This is a genomic window from Gilliamella sp. Choc6-1, assembly GCF_001690385.1.
Taxonomy (GTDB): Bacteria; Pseudomonadota; Gammaproteobacteria; order Enterobacterales; family Orbaceae; genus Gilliamella; species Gilliamella apicola_A.
Window position 1 is genome coordinate 24,160 of record NZ_LZHI01000039.1, and the last position, 14,532, is coordinate 38,691.

Consider the following 14,532-nt stretch of genomic DNA (forward strand, 5'->3'; position numbering starts at 1 on the left):
AGCAATAAAGCACCCAACAGGTGCGTATTTAGATTAATATAATCTAAATAACAACCATCTCCTCATTAATCTTTGATTATTTAATATAGTACAAGTCTATAATCTTAGTAATCTTTAAAAACTTGGTATTATTTTTGCTTAATTAATAATTGACCATATAAATATTAATTAAGTAAGAGGTAAATCATGATATCTAATTTAAATGTCAGTAGAAGAAAATTAATCACATTTTCCAGTGCGGCAATTGCAGGGCTATCTATTAATCAATTATTATCTAAAGCTCATGCAATAGAAATACAAAACTCGGTTTCATTCTCTATACCTATGCTTGAAAATGTAGCAACACCTAATATTAACAATCCAATAAGACTCAACTTTAACGAAAATGCGCTTGGTATGTCGCCACGTGCAAAACAAGCTGCAATTGATGCTGTACCAAAAGCGAATCGCTATGCCAAAGCCGAAATGCCATTGCTTAATAAACGATTAGCTAAACATCATAAAGTCGATGATACTCAAATTTTATTAACTGCAGGATCTTCAGAAGGTATTCGCAGTGCTATTGCTGCCTTTGTTAAGTCAGATGCTCAATTAGTCATTCCAGAGCTTACTTATGGTGATGGAGAACATTTTGCAAAGATCTTTAATCTAAAAATTACTAAAGTACCAAATTTGCCAGATTGGCAGATAGATATAAAAGGCATACAAAAAGCTGCTGAAAATTATAATGGATTTTCAATTGTATATTTGGTTAATCCAAATAATCCTACTTCAACAGTTTTTGCAACAAATGAAATAGAACCTTGGATAAAAAGCAAACCTAAAAATACGATCTTTATTATTGACGAAGCTTATGCTGAATTTGTTAATGATCCTGACTTTAAGTCAGTTGATGAATTTATTGCAAAAGGTTATGACAATATTATATTACTTAAAACTTTCTCAAAAATCCATGCTATGGCCGGATTACGAGTCGGTTATGCAGTCAGTTCAGTTGAAAATATTCAAAATATGGCTCAATATGTAGCTGGCGAGAAACTCAACTATTGTGGTGTTTGTGCAGCGCTTGCTTCTATCGATGATCAACCATTTTTAACTTATTCCAAAAAAGCGGTTGATGTATCACGTCAAATCATGGAAAAAGTATTATCAAATTTAGGTTTACACTATCTAAAATCACAAACTAATTTTATATTTCATCAAAGTCCGATTAATTTAAAGGATTATCGTGAACTCATGAAACAAAATTTTGTTTTAATTGGAAGAGATTTTGCACCTGCAACCAATTGGTGTCGAATATCATTGGGTACGCCAGGTGAAATGTTATATGTAGCGAATGTTATGTATAATTTAAGAAAAAATCAATAAGTTAAAAGAATGATTTCTGTAGAAAAATGAATGTTTTTTAGACTCTCTAATTAAATACAATTAGAGAGCAATTTTTATTGTATCTAAATATCAGTTATACGTCTTGCCATCCAATAACGTTTTTTCCAATAATCTTCTTTTAAACTAGAATAAATAACACCCTTAGATGATGAAGCATGTAAGAATTTACCATCTGCATAATATATTCCTACATGTAAACCTCCGTTACTACGACCTGTTTTGAAAAACACTAAATCGCCGGCTTTAGGTTTACTAACTTTATAGCCTAATTGTGCTTGTTCTGCGGCACTTCTTGGAAGAGTTTTAGAAAGTTTATTCTTGAAAAAATTCATTACTAGCGCTGAGCAATCACTGCCAGCTAAAGTAGTTCCACCATAACGGTAAGGTGTATTTTGCCATTTTTTATAATGTGATTCTATTTTTGCTAGCATTAACAGATCAGATTTAGAATGACTTGTCAAAATCTGACTTTGACAAGATGTGCTACCAAATAATATAAGAAGTGAAAGAAGTAACGTGATAATAAAAGAGCATTTCTTTTCGCTAACACAATTGGTTAGCAACTTCCATGATAGTTGATTGTCTTCTTTTGTCATGTCTTTTCGTTCCCTTATTTAAAGTCGACCAATGCGAATAGCGTCTTGCTATTTTTAAGCTTTTGGGTAATACACCTTTTTCCCAATCGCTTTCATCTAATTTAGACAATTTGATTGGATTAGTATTCGCATGGCTACGATTATTTAAATTTTCTTTTAGACGTATTAAGCGTAATGATAGAAAACATATAATAACATCATCAACACTTAATTTGTTGTATCCAGTTAACTGATAACGTATTCTAGATCCATAATGCTTCGCTGTTTGCATTAAACTACCAACCGCTGCGCCAACAAGCGTTGCTGATCCAAGTGTTAATCCACCTGTTGCCAAATCAATACTTGCTCCTACAGTCGCGCCGGAAACAAATCCTTTAGTCAAATGAATACCCATCATCGTTAAAGCATCTATATTAAAAAGATCTGCTTTATAACGTCCTTTAATTAAAGGTAAATTTTGTTCACTTTCGTGATATACATCAAATTGATAAAGCTTTAGCAACTCATCTATTGCTTTTTGCTCACGATTTCTAACCTTGTTTTGCATATCAATAACAGCTTGCTTGTCATTTGATTTGACCATTTCATAACAAGCGGTAACATCAACCAATGTTTCAGCAATAATTAAATTAGCTGCCTGATTACGAGAGTCACGTTTTTGAGTGATTTTATCTAACCATTCAGCTAATATTCCTTTTGCTGGCTCAACCAATAAAGCAAGACTTTGATATAATCGTTCTTCACCATCCAATGGAGGGAATACAGCATCGAAGCTTATAGTAACATGAATCCCTATTCTAGAAATTAATTTTTTCCATTCATTTTCATTTTGTTCTTCTGATGAAGTAAAATTTAATACAGCCAAAATAGGTTTATCACTTTGAGATAAAATCGCTAATTCATCGCGAAACTTAGCAAGAACTGGTTCTCGCACATCTATAACATAGATAGCTGCATCACTATTCAATAGCTGTCGAATTACTTTTGCTTCTTGATAAAATAAGTTTTCAGCCTCAGGGCTTTTTAAAAAAGTCGTTAATTTATCGACGCCATCAAGCCTTGAGTCTATAGGAGTTAGTTGATTAATATAATCATATAATGCAATGCTGTCTTCTAATCCAGGTGTATCATAAAAAATGATCGACTTCTGTTTTTCCAGTGTTAACTTAATTGACTCCACATGTCTTGTTGTCCCCGGTTTATCCGAAACATCACCAAAATGGCTATTACGAATTAGTGCCCGTAGCAAGGAGGTTTTACCAACATTTGAATGACCAACCACTGCTAATTTTAAGGTTGTAAGCATATTTTCTATTCCTCATTTAACCATGTAGGTATAGATGATTTTAAGGATAGTGATTGCCAATTATGATATTGCTTGCCTTCGTTGATAAACCAAATACGATATTGTTGGGACTTAGTAGCTAGTTGATTGAGTAAGTTTAAAATGCCACGATCTGGCGCTCTATTTGCATCTATAGCAACCAATAATTTTTTAGCCGGTTTTAATTGTAAATAATCTAAAATGTCACGTCTTTGCTGCCGAGTATTAAGAAAACCTAAAAATGAGACAGAATCAGGAACAGGCCAATCTTCAGGAATATCAATTGCCACTAAATAAGCTCCTTGGCTATTTTCTAATAAATTCATAGCTGAATGAAAATGCATCTTTTTTCCCTGCAAATCGTTATCCACTATATCAATTAAAGCAGGTTGTAAATCGTTAGCTAGCAATTGATACTCAGGTAAAGCTAATTGCAGTTTAATTCCACGACAGCTTATTAGCCAACTAATTCCACAAATAATCATGCAAAAAAAGCGTATAGTTAAACCATAAACAATAAACACGCCAAGCAACCAAATAGCCCAAGAAGAACGAACATAACCGGCATTTAATGCTTGGTCGCTAATGCGGATAACATTATCTTGAGGTATAGAAAATCCAAATATGGATGGAATTAAGCCCAAATAATGAGTTAGTTGAATAATAGTATCAGAACTTAATAAAGTTGTTTTCCATTCAAAACTATAATGCTGCGTAGAAAATAAAACGATTAGAACTAACAATGCTGAACTTAGTATAATAGTCCAAAAAAGATTGAGAATAAAACCAATTAACCAGCGGATTTTTCCACCCAAAAGCTGTACAAATGCTGGTATAAGCTGTTGTACAGTTTTTCTTTGTGAAAGTTTTCTAGTTAGCCATAACCAGCAATGAATTAAAACACTACCACCAAAGCTCGAAAAAAAGAAAAAAGAGCAAAGCCAAATAAATAGAGTAATAAAATGAACACCCAATAAACTAAAAAGTGCCCAATAAAGATTAACTGGATTTTGGCTTAATGCACCGAAAGCTAAACTTATACCAATAAAAAAAGAAAAGAATAATAATAAAATAAATGAAAATTTTAAGGCATGTAATAAAGTAATTAATGCAGCGTAAAGCTCACTCTGCTTGGATAACATAACAGCCCGCGTAACAATACGATGAGCAAGTGGTGTTTTCGAAGCGCGTAATTCTCGATTGATATCTTGATCTGCAAACCGTCCAGATTCATTTTCAATCAATCGTATCGTTTCGGTTAGCCATAATGATATTAACTTTTCTCGCATTATACTTAAATCTTTAAAAAATTTTTGTAAAGTATAAATCAACCGCGCCTTTAGTCGCGGTTGCAAATAAGTTAAATAAACTATTGCGCAATTTCACCAATTTTACTTAATAAAGTTTGAATACGTTGTTGCCATAATTGCAGATCTTGTTTTAACTTTTCGTTTTCATCACGTAAAGCTTTCATCTCATCAGAACTGTCATTAATTAATTGTTCTAACTCTTGATTACCTTGTTTTAAGGTTGTAATTTCCTGTTGTAGTGTATTGATTGTATTAATAGTATGTTGAATTTTACTTTCTAATTGATTCAATATTTCTAATGACATATTTTTCCTCAGGCTTTATTTATTTGGTGTATAATACTTACTATTATAACGAATTCATTCTAAAATCAACACCTTTTTAAATCTTAAGTTGGAGAAAATTATGCGTAAACCTCTCGTGATGGGTAATTGGAAACTCAATGGCAGTCTTGATATGGCTAAAAATATAGTTGTAGAACTAAAAAAAGAGCTATCAACAGATGTCGCATGTGATGTTGCTATTGCACCACCCGTCGTTTATTTAGACTTTATTAAACACCAATTAGATAAATCAAATATTATTTTAGGTGCTCAAGATGTTGGAATCAACTTGTCTGGTGCTTACACAGGTGAAGTCTCTGTCAATATGCTAAAAGAAATTGGCGTAACGCATATTATTATTGGCCATTCAGAACGTCGTACCTACCATAAAGAATCAGATGAATTTATTGCAAAAAAATTCGCTATAATTAAAGAAGCAGGTCTAGTGCCAGTTCTTTGTATTGGTGAAACTGAAGCCGAGAATGAAGCTGGTCAAACTCATGCAGTATGTGCGCGCCAAATTGATGCTGTAATTGAAACCCTGGGGATTGAAGCATTTAATCACGCTGTTATCGCTTATGAGCCAGTTTGGGCTATTGGTACTGGTAAATCAGCAACACCTGAGCAAGCACAAGCTGTCCATAAATTTATTAGAGAGCACCTTGCTAAACAGGATGCAAAAGTTGCAGAACAAGTAATTATTCAATATGGGGGATCAGTTAACGATAAAAATGCGGCTGAACTATTTACTCAACCAGATATTGATGGAGCATTAGTTGGCGGAGCATCATTAAAAGCTAGTACATTTGCTATGATAATTAAAGCTGCAGAAAAAGCTAAAGCACAATAATATGTAAAAGACGCCTTATTAGGCGTCCTTTGCCTTAAGCTTGTCTAAATTATTGTTCAATAATTAATATTTCACTTTGTTAGCTTTAAGCTTATAACGAGTAGGCCAAATTTTTTCAGCTGGGACTTTTAAATAATCAGAAATAATTCGTTCATATTTAGGGCAATGACGGTAAAGTGCATTTCTTAGAGTATCAGCTTGCAAACCGCTTGCACGAGATAGACCTCTTAAATTTCCACCTCTAATTTTAATTTCTCCTACTACTCTTGATGGAGTCCAGTCTTGATCTTGTTCGCTCATTATGAGATCCTCTATAAGTTTATTTACTGCTATCGTAAAGATTATCGGTATACAACATCAGTTGATGTAAATTCCAAGCAGAGAATAACACATAAAAAAACGAATTAAAACAAAAAATATAAAAAAGCAATACAGAATGGATTATAAAAATGAAAGAAAGCAGCATAAAAACAACCGAAAACCAAGAAAAAACACGAACACTAACTGAAACTGGTGTTATCAATTTTAAAAATCGACTTACACTGGTATTGGAAGGCTTATCGGGAAATGCATTTGCCAAAAAAGTGGGAATGTCAGAAGCAGTAATTCGGGACTACTTATCAGGTAAAACCTATCCCTCACTCAATAGGCTGGCAATTATTGCTCAAAAATGTGATGTTCCAATTGAATGGCTAGTTACGGGTAAGGGGGAATGTAGATTACTTCCAGATACAGAACATAAAAGCTTTGTAGATATTCCTTTTCATCATTTAAATGAAGTAGGAAATTCTCATTTACAAATTGAATCAATACCATTTAATATCATGCTAATTAAACATCAAGAGTGTAATAATGATGATTTAAGCGCAGTATGGGCAAAAGGTGATAGTATGGAGCCTACTATATCTAATCATGATATTATTATTGTCAATACTTCTCATTGTAAATTGATTGACGGTTATCTGTATGCTGTTCAATATGATGATCAAATCAGTATTAAGCGTGTTCAAAATCAAGGGGCCAACATAGCATTATTGTGTGATAATCCAAAATATCCCACTATCATTATTGATAAAAATGCCCCTCAGGATTTTAAAATTATTGGTCATGTGGTGTATTTATTAAAAGATCTTTATTAAGAACTTTAATTAATATATTGATAAATATAAATAATTATTTATCTGACTTATATAAGTAACTCCATCGATAATTATCGCTGGAGTTGCTTTGCATAGATATTTAATTGTTCGTTTTTTTTCTTTAACGATTGTAAAGATTTATAAAGAAAAAAACGTGGAAATGTTTAACTTTAAGTCTATATTCCAATAAAAAAATTGTAGGCAATTGGAATTCTTATTAGCATTACTTTATGCTTTTTTGGGCATCTATGATAAAATCACCCATCATTTTTAATCTATTATTTAGTTATTATGCAAAAAATAAATGCTTCTCCAAAAGTTGTTGTCGGCATGTCTGGTGGCGTTGATTCTTCTGTTTCAGCTTATTTGTTACAACAACAAGGATACGATGTCATTGGATTATTTATGAAAAATTGGGAAGAAGATGATACAGACGAATACTGTTCAGCCGCAATTGACTTAGCGGATGCTCAAAAAGTATGTGACAAATTAAATATCAAATTACATACGATTAACTTTGCTACTGAATATTGGGATAATGTATTTGAACATTTCCTATCTGAATATAAAGCTGGTAGAACACCGAATCCTGATATTTTATGCAATAAAGAAATCAAATTTAAAGCTTTCTTAGACTATGCAGCCGAAGATTTAGGTGCCGACTATATAGCAACTGGCCATTATGTTCGCAAACGAGAAATCAATAACAAAATAGAATTGTTGAGAGGTATTGATAATAATAAAGATCAAAGTTATTTTCTGTATACCCTTAGTGAAGCACAGATAAGTCAAAGCTTATTTCCGGTTGGTGAACTTGAAAAAACAGAAGTTCGTAAAATTGCAAAACAGCTAGGATTAGCTACAGCTTCCAAAAAAGATTCAACCGGTATTTGTTTTATTGGTGAACGCAAATTTAATGAATTTTTGGCCCGTTATTTACCCGCTCAAACTGGTATTATTCGCACCGTTGAGGGTAAAGCAATTGGTAAACATCAAGGTCTTATGTACCACACACTAGGGCAACGTAAAGGACTTGGTATTGGAGGACTTAAACAAGCCAATGATACTCCTTGGTATGTTGTAGATAAAGATATAAAAAATAATGAATTGGTTGTAGCCCAAGGGCATGATCACCCAGCACTATTTTCAAATGGCCTAATTGCACAACAGTTACATTGGGTTGATCGACAAATAGTTACTAAGTCATTTAACTGCACGGTTAAAACTCGTTATCGGCAACAAGATATTGCCTGCCGAATTAACCCACTTTCAGAAGATAAGATAGAAGTCATTTTTGAACAGCCTGTTGCAGCTGTAACTCCAGGGCAATCAGCAGTTTTTTATCAAAATGATGTGTGTTTAGGCGGTGGAATTATTGAAGAAAGAATTATTGATGCTAAGGAGTTTTTGAGTGAGTAATAAATATTATCATATTGCCATTGCACTTGCAGGTGTTGTACAAAGTACTATGCTTATTCCGCAGCTTGCAAATACCGGCATTTGTAATCCCACTATTTATGAACAATCAATAAAAAGCGTATTTAAAACCTCCCCCCAAACCACCGCTGATGTTTATGATGGTATTAAAAATATTAAAACAGGCTTACTTGCTTTAAAGCAATTATTATCTTCAAATCAAAAAGATCAGGTTGAATTAATACGTTATCTTTTTGGGACACTAAGTATTACCAATAAGCTATTAAGAAATAATGATGTACTCAACAAAATTGATCAACGATTAAAACAAATTTCCGCACTTTATCCGGTTGTGAATGACGAAACGATTAACATAAATATAGATGAACTTTCATACTCGCTAGCTAACATTTATTCGGATATCGTCAGTCCTTTAACAAATAAGATTAAGGTGATAGGAAAAGCACAATTTTTACAAAATTCATTAGTTCAAGCTAAAATAAGAACATCCCTTTTTGGTAGTGTTCGTTCATCCATCTTATGGTATCAGGTTGGTGGAAGCCGGTTACAGCTTCTTTTTGGGCGTAAAGGCATCTATAATGCAATAAACGAATTACTCGATGAAATAAACCAAGTAAATTAATTTATATTTTTCTAAGTGATATTTCAAAATTATCAACGGAGTTAAACCTATGGAATTATCTTCCCTCACCGCCCTTTCACCTATTGATGGTCGTTATGGTGATAAAACAATAGAATTACGCACTATTTTTAGCGAATATGGCTTATTGAAATATCGAGTTCAAGTTGAGATCCGTTGGTTACAAAAATTAGCTTCGCAAGCAGAGATTCTTGAAGTTCCAGCATTAAGCCAATTAGCATTAGATCACCTTAATAAAATCATTGAACAATTTAATGAAAAAGATGCTTTGAGAATTAAAGAGATAGAAAAAACGACAAATCATGATGTAAAAGCTGTTGAGTACTTTTTAAAAGAAAAAGTTAGCACTAACGAAGAGCTACGTGCTATTAATGAGTTTATCCATTTTGCCTGCACATCAGAAGATATCAATAATTTATCTTATGCATTAATGTTAAAAACAGCAAAAGATACAATTTTAGTCCCTTATTGGAAAAAGGTGATTGATAAAATTGTATCGCAAGCTAAAGTCCATCGAGATATACCATTGCTTTCAAGAACACATGGACAACCAGCTACTCCGTCAACCGTTGGTAAAGAATTTGCCAATGTTGCCTATCGTTTACAGCGTCAATTAAACCAACTTGAGTCAATTGAAATTCTAGGTAAAGCAAATGGCGCAACAGGTAATTACAATGCACATATTGCTGCCTATCCAGAAGTAAATTGGCATAAGTTTAGTAAAGAGTTTGTCAATTCTTTGGGTTTAAAATGGAATCCTTATACAACACAAATTGAACCGCATGATTATATCGCCGAATTTTTTGATTGTGTTGCTCGCTTTAATACTATTATGATCGACTTCAATCGTGATGTTTGGGGTTATATTGCATTAAATCATTTCAAACAAAAAACCATCGCAGGTGAAATAGGTTCCTCAACAATGCCACATAAGGTTAATCCTATAGACTTTGAAAATTCTGAAGGTAATTTAGGGATTGCCAATGCAATTATGGGACATTTAGGAAGTAAACTACCGATATCTCGTTGGCAACGTGATTTAAGTGATTCAACAGTATTACGTAATCTTGGTGTGGGTATTGGCTATGCCTTTATTGCTTATCAATCAACATTAAAAGGCTTAAATAAGCTTGAAGTAAACTACGATCATTTACTTGAAGAACTAAACTGTAACTGGGAAGTACTAGCAGAACCAATTCAAACGGTGATGCGTCGTTACAGTATTGAAAAGCCCTATGAAAAATTAAAAGAATTTACTCGAGGTAAACGCGTTAATGCAAAAGAAATAAAACAGTTTATAGATTCATTAGATTTACCTGAAATCGAAAAAACTCGATTAAAACAGTTAATGCCAGCGAACTATATAGGTTATGCTGCTAACTTTGTCGATAATTTGTAAAGAAAGACTAATAAGATTTAGCACTAAAAAAATTATAGTTAGAGCAAACTATATATTTTCAGTATCAAATAGGAAACCCGATTGAAAATCCGTATTGCAACACGAAAAAGCCCTTTAGCACTATGGCAAGCAAATTATGTTAAACAACAATTGCTATCGGTGCATCAAGGTTTAACAGTAGAATTAATGCCTATGGTAACCCGTGGTGATATTTTACTTGATAGCCCTCTCTCCAAAATTGGGGGCAAAGGTTTATTTGTCAAACAGCTTGAACAAGCTATATTAAATAATGAAGCTGATATTGCTGTTCATTCAATAAAAGATATTCCTGTTGAGTTTCCAGCGGGATTGATGTTAGCAACTATTTGTCAACGTGACGATGTACGTGATGCTTTTATTTCAAATCAATATAATAGGTTAGATGAATTACCCAATGGTGCTGTTATTGGCACATCAAGTTTACGGCGCCAGTGTCAGCTAAAAGCTAAATACCCACATTTAAGTGTTCAAGCTTTGAGAGGAAATGTTGGAACACGTTTAGCAAAATTAGATAACCAAGAATATGATGCAATTATTTTGGCTTCAGTTGGTTTGAAACGTTTAGGATTAACAGAACGCATTAAACAGTATATTGATACAGAGTTAATCTTGCCTGCAGTTGGACAAGGAGCAATTGGAATTGAAGCTAGAATTAACGATACTACTATCCTTAACTTACTTGCTCCACTTGATGATCTCAATACTCGCATTTGTATCCAAGCGGAAAGAGCAATGAATCAAGCATTACAAGGTGGTTGCCAAGTACCCATTGCAAGTTATTGTTATTTAAAAAACAACCAAATAAATTTACAAGGTTTGGTTGGTCGTGTTGATGGTTCTCAAATAATCAAAGGGGAAATTGTTGGTAGCGTGACTCAATCTCAAGATTTAGGTTATAAATTGGCTAACCAACTATTGGAGCAAGGTGCTAACAAAATATTACAGGAATTAAATGGTCAATGATTTTTGTAACTAGACCATCTCCTGAAGGTGAAATATTAACCGAATGGCTTAATAACTCGAATTTATCAGCAAAACACCTTCCGTTATTTTCGATTTCTGCAGGAGATGATCTTCAAAATTTACAATATCAATTTAATAATCTTTTACCTAACGATATTGTGATAATAGTTTCGCCACAAGTAATACATACTATAAAAACAAATCTGCCAAATTTTTTATTCCCTACAAATATCAATTATTTTGCAATCGGTAAAAAAACAGCTAAATTATTGAATCAATTTACACCAAATCAAGTGATCTATCCGGCCCAGGAAAATAGTGAAGGATTATTAGCATTATTAACTTATGAATCGGTGAAAAATCGCACAGTTTTAATTCTACGAGGTAACGTTGGAAGGCCGCTATTAATGGAGTCCCTGACTGAAATGCAGGCAAACGTAAAATTATTAGAATGCTACCAACGTCATCCCATTACCTATTCAACGGATATTCTCACAAATAATATTAAAAAGCAGATAATCATTATTACAAGTGTACAACACCTAATGCAACTTGAATTATATTGCAAAACTCAACATAAAAACTTTGCCACTTTGATTGTGACAAGTGAGAGAATTTTTGAAAAAGCCAAACAATTAAAATGGAAAAAAGTGTTACAAGTAAAAGGAGCTAATAATCAAATTCTATTTAAAACAATGATTACTCTATGTCATAATGTTACTTTTAATTTAATAGATTTTTAATGAGGAAAGCTATGCTAATTCGATATTATGGTGCAAATGCAACACTTTCAACTATTAGCACCACTTCATATAGCCAATATTCCTCAACTTATAGCTATAATGGAGCAAAACAAGAGATGAAAGAAAAAGAAGATAAACAAAGTTCTATAAACCTACAAAAAAAAATCACAGAAGAAAAAATGAATGTTTCACCATTAAGTAAAAGCAGCTCAAATAAAACACCGATTTCTAAGTTGTCGCTTGTTGCTATAGCTTTGACTTTAGGTCTGGGGAGTTTTGTTTTCTACCATGGACATCAACATATTGAAAATCAAAAGCGAACAATTGCAGCACTTCAAAATGAAATAACAAATTTAAAACAAAGCACAAAACAAAGTGTTTTAAAAGATTTGCAAACAACTATCACCGAAACATTAAATCAACAAAACCAACAATTTTCATCACTTGAACAACGCGTTGTGAATCAATTAGCTGAACAGCAAAAGCTACAACATCAAATAACCAATCAGGTTACTGATTCCACTAAATTAAACGAACAAGCCTTGCATAGTCTTAATGAACGATTATCTGCAATGTCTTCAACCGATCAAAATACATGGTTAATCTCGCAAGCTAACTATCTGGTCAATCTAGCTGGAAGAAAAATCTGGAACGATCAAGATTATACAACAGCCCGTTTATTGTTAAAAAATGCCGATAAAAGCTTGGCACAGACAAATGATCCAAGTTTAATACCTGCTAGGCAAGCTATTAATAAAGATATTAATTCATTGTCAGAAATCAGTCTTATTGACTCTGACGGAATTATAATGAATTTAATTGGGCTATCAGATGCATTAATTGAATTACCCTTGGTAGGAAATTATAAAGAAGTTGATCTCGGAATGAATCAATATAATGATGAAATTTCAGAAGATAATACATCAACGAGGACAAATCATTCAAGTGACAAATTCATTACCAATAGTTCAAATAATAAATCAAGCGAAGTAACTACATCGTTATCGGATTGGTCAGATAATTTGCTTTCAAATGCAGATACCTTCATGAAAAAATTTATTACCATTGAAAAAATTGATAAAGATGACAATAAATTTTCAACCTGTATTTCTCTTGCAGGAAAAGATGAAAAACAAATTGTACGGTGTCAAATATTGCAAAAACCACTCACTTTAGAACAATCATTATATTTGCGCGAAAATATCCGCTTTCGACTATTAATTGCAGCACAAGCTGTACCTAGACACCAAGAACTTATTTACCAACGAGCACTAAATGATGCATCTATCTGGGTAAATGCTTATTTTGATGGTCACGCACCAAGTGTTAAAGCATTTTTGCATGATCTTGATAATTTACAAAATCAATCAATAAGCAATCAAAAAGTACCTGAAAAACTGATAAGCCAAAGTGAGCTTGAAAAGTTAATGCAAACTCGTGTTCGTGCAATGTTGGCTAAATAGGAGAATCATCATGATAAAAATATTGATTATTTTCTTAGTTTTAGTAGGTGGATTCTTCTTAGGTCCATTATTGCAATTTAATCAAGGTTCAGCAGTATTTATTATTGCTAATTATAAAATCAGCATGTCATTTAATTCTTTTGTTATATTGGAATTATTGGCTATATTGTGCCTTTATCTCCTTGCGAAAATATTAAAAAAAATCTTTAATTCCAAAACAATGTTAGGCAATTGGTTACGCTTTAATTCACCACGTAAATCAGTAAAACGAATTGAACAAGCACAAATTTTACTTCTTGAAGGCGACTATCAACAAGCAGCCAAACTTTTTATGAAAAGTGCTAAAGGTGCAACAAATACTACATTATCCTATTTACTTGCAGCACAGGCCCAAATTGATAATGATCAATTCATTTCTGCCAATCAATTACTTGAACAAGCAGCAAAAAACTGTCAACCTAGAGAAAAATTTGCTTTTAAATTAGTTCAATTACGTCTACAAATCAAAAACAAAGAATATGATACAGCAAAAACATCCGTTGAATCACTTTTAAATGAAAAACCTCGTAATGCTGAAGTTTTAAGGCTTGCAGATGAACTTTATTATCAAATAGGGGATTATCAAGCTGTTATTGAGCTGTTACCCATTATGTACAAAGTGAAAGCTTATAGTGAATCACAATTAGAACAGCTTTCCCAAACGGCTTACATTGGACGTATTAAACAATTATCAACTGATAGCGATCCCCTTGCATTGATAAAATGGTGGAAATCACAACCAAGAGCTATTCTTAATAATATTTCTTACCAAAAAGCGATGGCTAATTATCTTAAACAGTTAGGACAAATTGCTGAAGCTGAAAAAATATTAACTTCTATTAGAACATAAAAGCAAACTTAAAAATGCGGGGCTTTTG

Annotated in this window: 15 protein-coding genes; 10 read left to right on the forward strand and 5 right to left on the reverse strand. The window is 32.8% G+C overall.

Annotated elements, in window-relative coordinates:
• Positions 1 to 186 precede the first annotated feature (186 nt).
• A complete protein-coding gene (locus A9G36_RS05570; protein WP_034945015.1) occupies positions 187 to 1,368 on the forward strand; it encodes a pyridoxal phosphate-dependent aminotransferase in 1,182 nt (393 codons plus the stop codon).
• An 83-nt stretch (positions 1,369 to 1,451) separates the two neighbouring features.
• Here the strand turns inward: A9G36_RS05570 and A9G36_RS05575 are convergent, their stop codons facing one another.
• The 4 genes from A9G36_RS05575 to zapB all read right to left on the reverse strand — a co-directional run bounded on the left by A9G36_RS05575 (position 1,452) and on the right by zapB (position 4,924).
• Positions 1,452 to 1,985, reverse strand: coding sequence for a C40 family peptidase (locus tag A9G36_RS05575; RefSeq protein ID WP_051825136.1), 534 nt, complete (start codon positions 1,983 to 1,985; stop codon positions 1,452 to 1,454).
• Positions 1,933 to 3,291: a GTPase/DUF3482 domain-containing protein gene (locus tag A9G36_RS05580; protein ID WP_065569354.1), complete on the reverse strand. Its 1,359-nt coding sequence runs from the start codon at positions 3,289 to 3,291 to the stop codon at positions 1,933 to 1,935. The genes A9G36_RS05575 and A9G36_RS05580 overlap by 53 nt, the downstream gene beginning before the upstream one ends.
• Before the next feature lie 5 nt (positions 3,292 to 3,296).
• A complete protein-coding gene (locus A9G36_RS05585) occupies positions 3,297 to 4,598 on the reverse strand; it encodes a DUF2868 domain-containing protein (protein ID WP_141670379.1) in 1,302 nt (433 codons plus the stop codon).
• Between the two features lie 80 nt (positions 4,599 to 4,678).
• Positions 4,679 to 4,924: a cell division protein ZapB gene (zapB, locus tag A9G36_RS05590; RefSeq protein WP_034945009.1), complete on the reverse strand. Its 246-nt coding sequence runs from the start codon at positions 4,922 to 4,924 to the stop codon at positions 4,679 to 4,681.
• A gap of 100 nt (positions 4,925 to 5,024) precedes the next feature.
• Here zapB and tpiA point away from each other — a divergent pair, with 100 nt between their 5' ends.
• Positions 5,025 to 5,792, forward strand: a complete 768-nt coding sequence (gene tpiA / locus A9G36_RS05595) for a triose-phosphate isomerase (protein WP_065569356.1) — start codon at positions 5,025 to 5,027, stop codon at positions 5,790 to 5,792.
• A 63-nt stretch (positions 5,793 to 5,855) separates the two neighbouring features.
• On the opposite strand, the gene A9G36_RS05600 is transcribed toward tpiA, so the two are convergent.
• Entirely contained in the window at positions 5,856 to 6,092 is a 237-nt protein-coding gene (locus A9G36_RS05600; RefSeq protein WP_034945004.1) for a helix-turn-helix domain-containing protein, read from the reverse strand.
• A gap of 149 nt (positions 6,093 to 6,241) precedes the next feature.
• Here A9G36_RS05600 and A9G36_RS05605 point away from each other — a divergent pair, with 149 nt between their 5' ends.
• From A9G36_RS05605 to A9G36_RS05640, 8 genes are all read left to right on the forward strand, one after another.
• Positions 6,242 to 6,931, forward strand: a complete 690-nt coding sequence (locus A9G36_RS05605; RefSeq protein WP_065569357.1) for a LexA family transcriptional regulator — start codon at positions 6,242 to 6,244, stop codon at positions 6,929 to 6,931.
• A gap of 291 nt (positions 6,932 to 7,222) precedes the next feature.
• Positions 7,223 to 8,350 carry a tRNA 2-thiouridine(34) synthase MnmA gene (gene mnmA, locus A9G36_RS05610; RefSeq protein WP_034944999.1) on the forward strand — a complete coding sequence of 376 codons (1,128 nt, stop codon included), beginning with the start codon at positions 7,223 to 7,225 and terminating at the stop codon, positions 8,348 to 8,350.
• Entirely contained in the window at positions 8,343 to 8,990 is a 648-nt protein-coding gene (hflD, locus tag A9G36_RS05615; protein WP_065574035.1) for a high frequency lysogenization protein HflD, read from the forward strand. The genes mnmA and hflD overlap by 8 nt, the downstream gene beginning before the upstream one ends.
• 49 nt (positions 8,991 to 9,039) lie before the next feature.
• A complete protein-coding gene (gene purB, locus A9G36_RS05620) occupies positions 9,040 to 10,407 on the forward strand; it encodes an adenylosuccinate lyase (protein WP_065585487.1) in 1,368 nt (455 codons plus the stop codon).
• A gap of 81 nt (positions 10,408 to 10,488) precedes the next feature.
• Complete coding sequence (gene hemC / locus A9G36_RS05625; RefSeq protein ID WP_065585488.1) at positions 10,489 to 11,409, forward strand: hydroxymethylbilane synthase; 921 nt, start codon at positions 10,489 to 10,491, stop codon at positions 11,407 to 11,409.
• Positions 11,406 to 12,152 carry a uroporphyrinogen-III synthase gene (locus A9G36_RS05630; protein WP_034944987.1) on the forward strand — a complete coding sequence of 249 codons (747 nt, stop codon included), beginning with the start codon at positions 11,406 to 11,408 and terminating at the stop codon, positions 12,150 to 12,152. Before hemC ends, A9G36_RS05630 begins: the two co-directional genes overlap by 4 nt.
• An 11-nt stretch (positions 12,153 to 12,163) precedes the next feature.
• Positions 12,164 to 13,615, forward strand: a complete 1,452-nt coding sequence (locus A9G36_RS05635) for a uroporphyrinogen-III C-methyltransferase (protein ID WP_065585489.1) — start codon at positions 12,164 to 12,166, stop codon at positions 13,613 to 13,615.
• A gap of 10 nt (positions 13,616 to 13,625) precedes the next feature.
• Positions 13,626 to 14,504, forward strand: coding sequence for a heme biosynthesis HemY N-terminal domain-containing protein (locus tag A9G36_RS05640; RefSeq protein WP_065569362.1), 879 nt, complete (start codon positions 13,626 to 13,628; stop codon positions 14,502 to 14,504).
• The last annotated feature ends 28 nt before the right edge of the window (positions 14,505 to 14,532 follow it).

Excerpts from the sequence above, each read along its gene's own strand:
- A9G36_RS05570 (WP_034945015.1), top strand. The coding sequence starts at position 187 with ATGATATCTAATTTAAATGTCAGTAGAAGAAAATTAATCACATTTTCC.
- A9G36_RS05575 (WP_051825136.1), bottom strand. The coding sequence starts at position 1,985 with ATGACAAAAGAAGACAATCAACTATCATGGAAGTTGCTAACCAATTGT.
- A9G36_RS05580 (WP_065569354.1), bottom strand. The coding sequence starts at position 3,291 with ATGCTTACAACCTTAAAATTAGCAGTGGTTGGTCATTCAAATGTTGGT.
- A9G36_RS05585 (WP_141670379.1), bottom strand. The coding sequence starts at position 4,598 with ATGCGAGAAAAGTTAATATCATTATGGCTAACCGAAACGATACGATTG.
- zapB (WP_034945009.1), bottom strand. The coding sequence starts at position 4,924 with ATGTCATTAGAAATATTGAATCAATTAGAAAGTAAAATTCAACATACT.
- tpiA (WP_065569356.1), top strand. The coding sequence starts at position 5,025 with ATGCGTAAACCTCTCGTGATGGGTAATTGGAAACTCAATGGCAGTCTT.
- A9G36_RS05600 (WP_034945004.1), bottom strand. The coding sequence starts at position 6,092 with ATGAGCGAACAAGATCAAGACTGGACTCCATCAAGAGTAGTAGGAGAA.
- A9G36_RS05605 (WP_065569357.1), top strand. The coding sequence starts at position 6,242 with ATGAAAGAAAGCAGCATAAAAACAACCGAAAACCAAGAAAAAACACGA.
- mnmA (WP_034944999.1), top strand. The coding sequence starts at position 7,223 with ATGCAAAAAATAAATGCTTCTCCAAAAGTTGTTGTCGGCATGTCTGGT.
- purB (WP_065585487.1), top strand. The coding sequence starts at position 9,040 with ATGGAATTATCTTCCCTCACCGCCCTTTCACCTATTGATGGTCGTTAT.
- A9G36_RS05630 (WP_034944987.1), top strand. The coding sequence starts at position 11,406 with ATGATTTTTGTAACTAGACCATCTCCTGAAGGTGAAATATTAACCGAA.
- A9G36_RS05635 (WP_065585489.1), top strand. The coding sequence starts at position 12,164 with ATGCTAATTCGATATTATGGTGCAAATGCAACACTTTCAACTATTAGC.
- A9G36_RS05640 (WP_065569362.1), top strand. The coding sequence starts at position 13,626 with ATGATAAAAATATTGATTATTTTCTTAGTTTTAGTAGGTGGATTCTTC.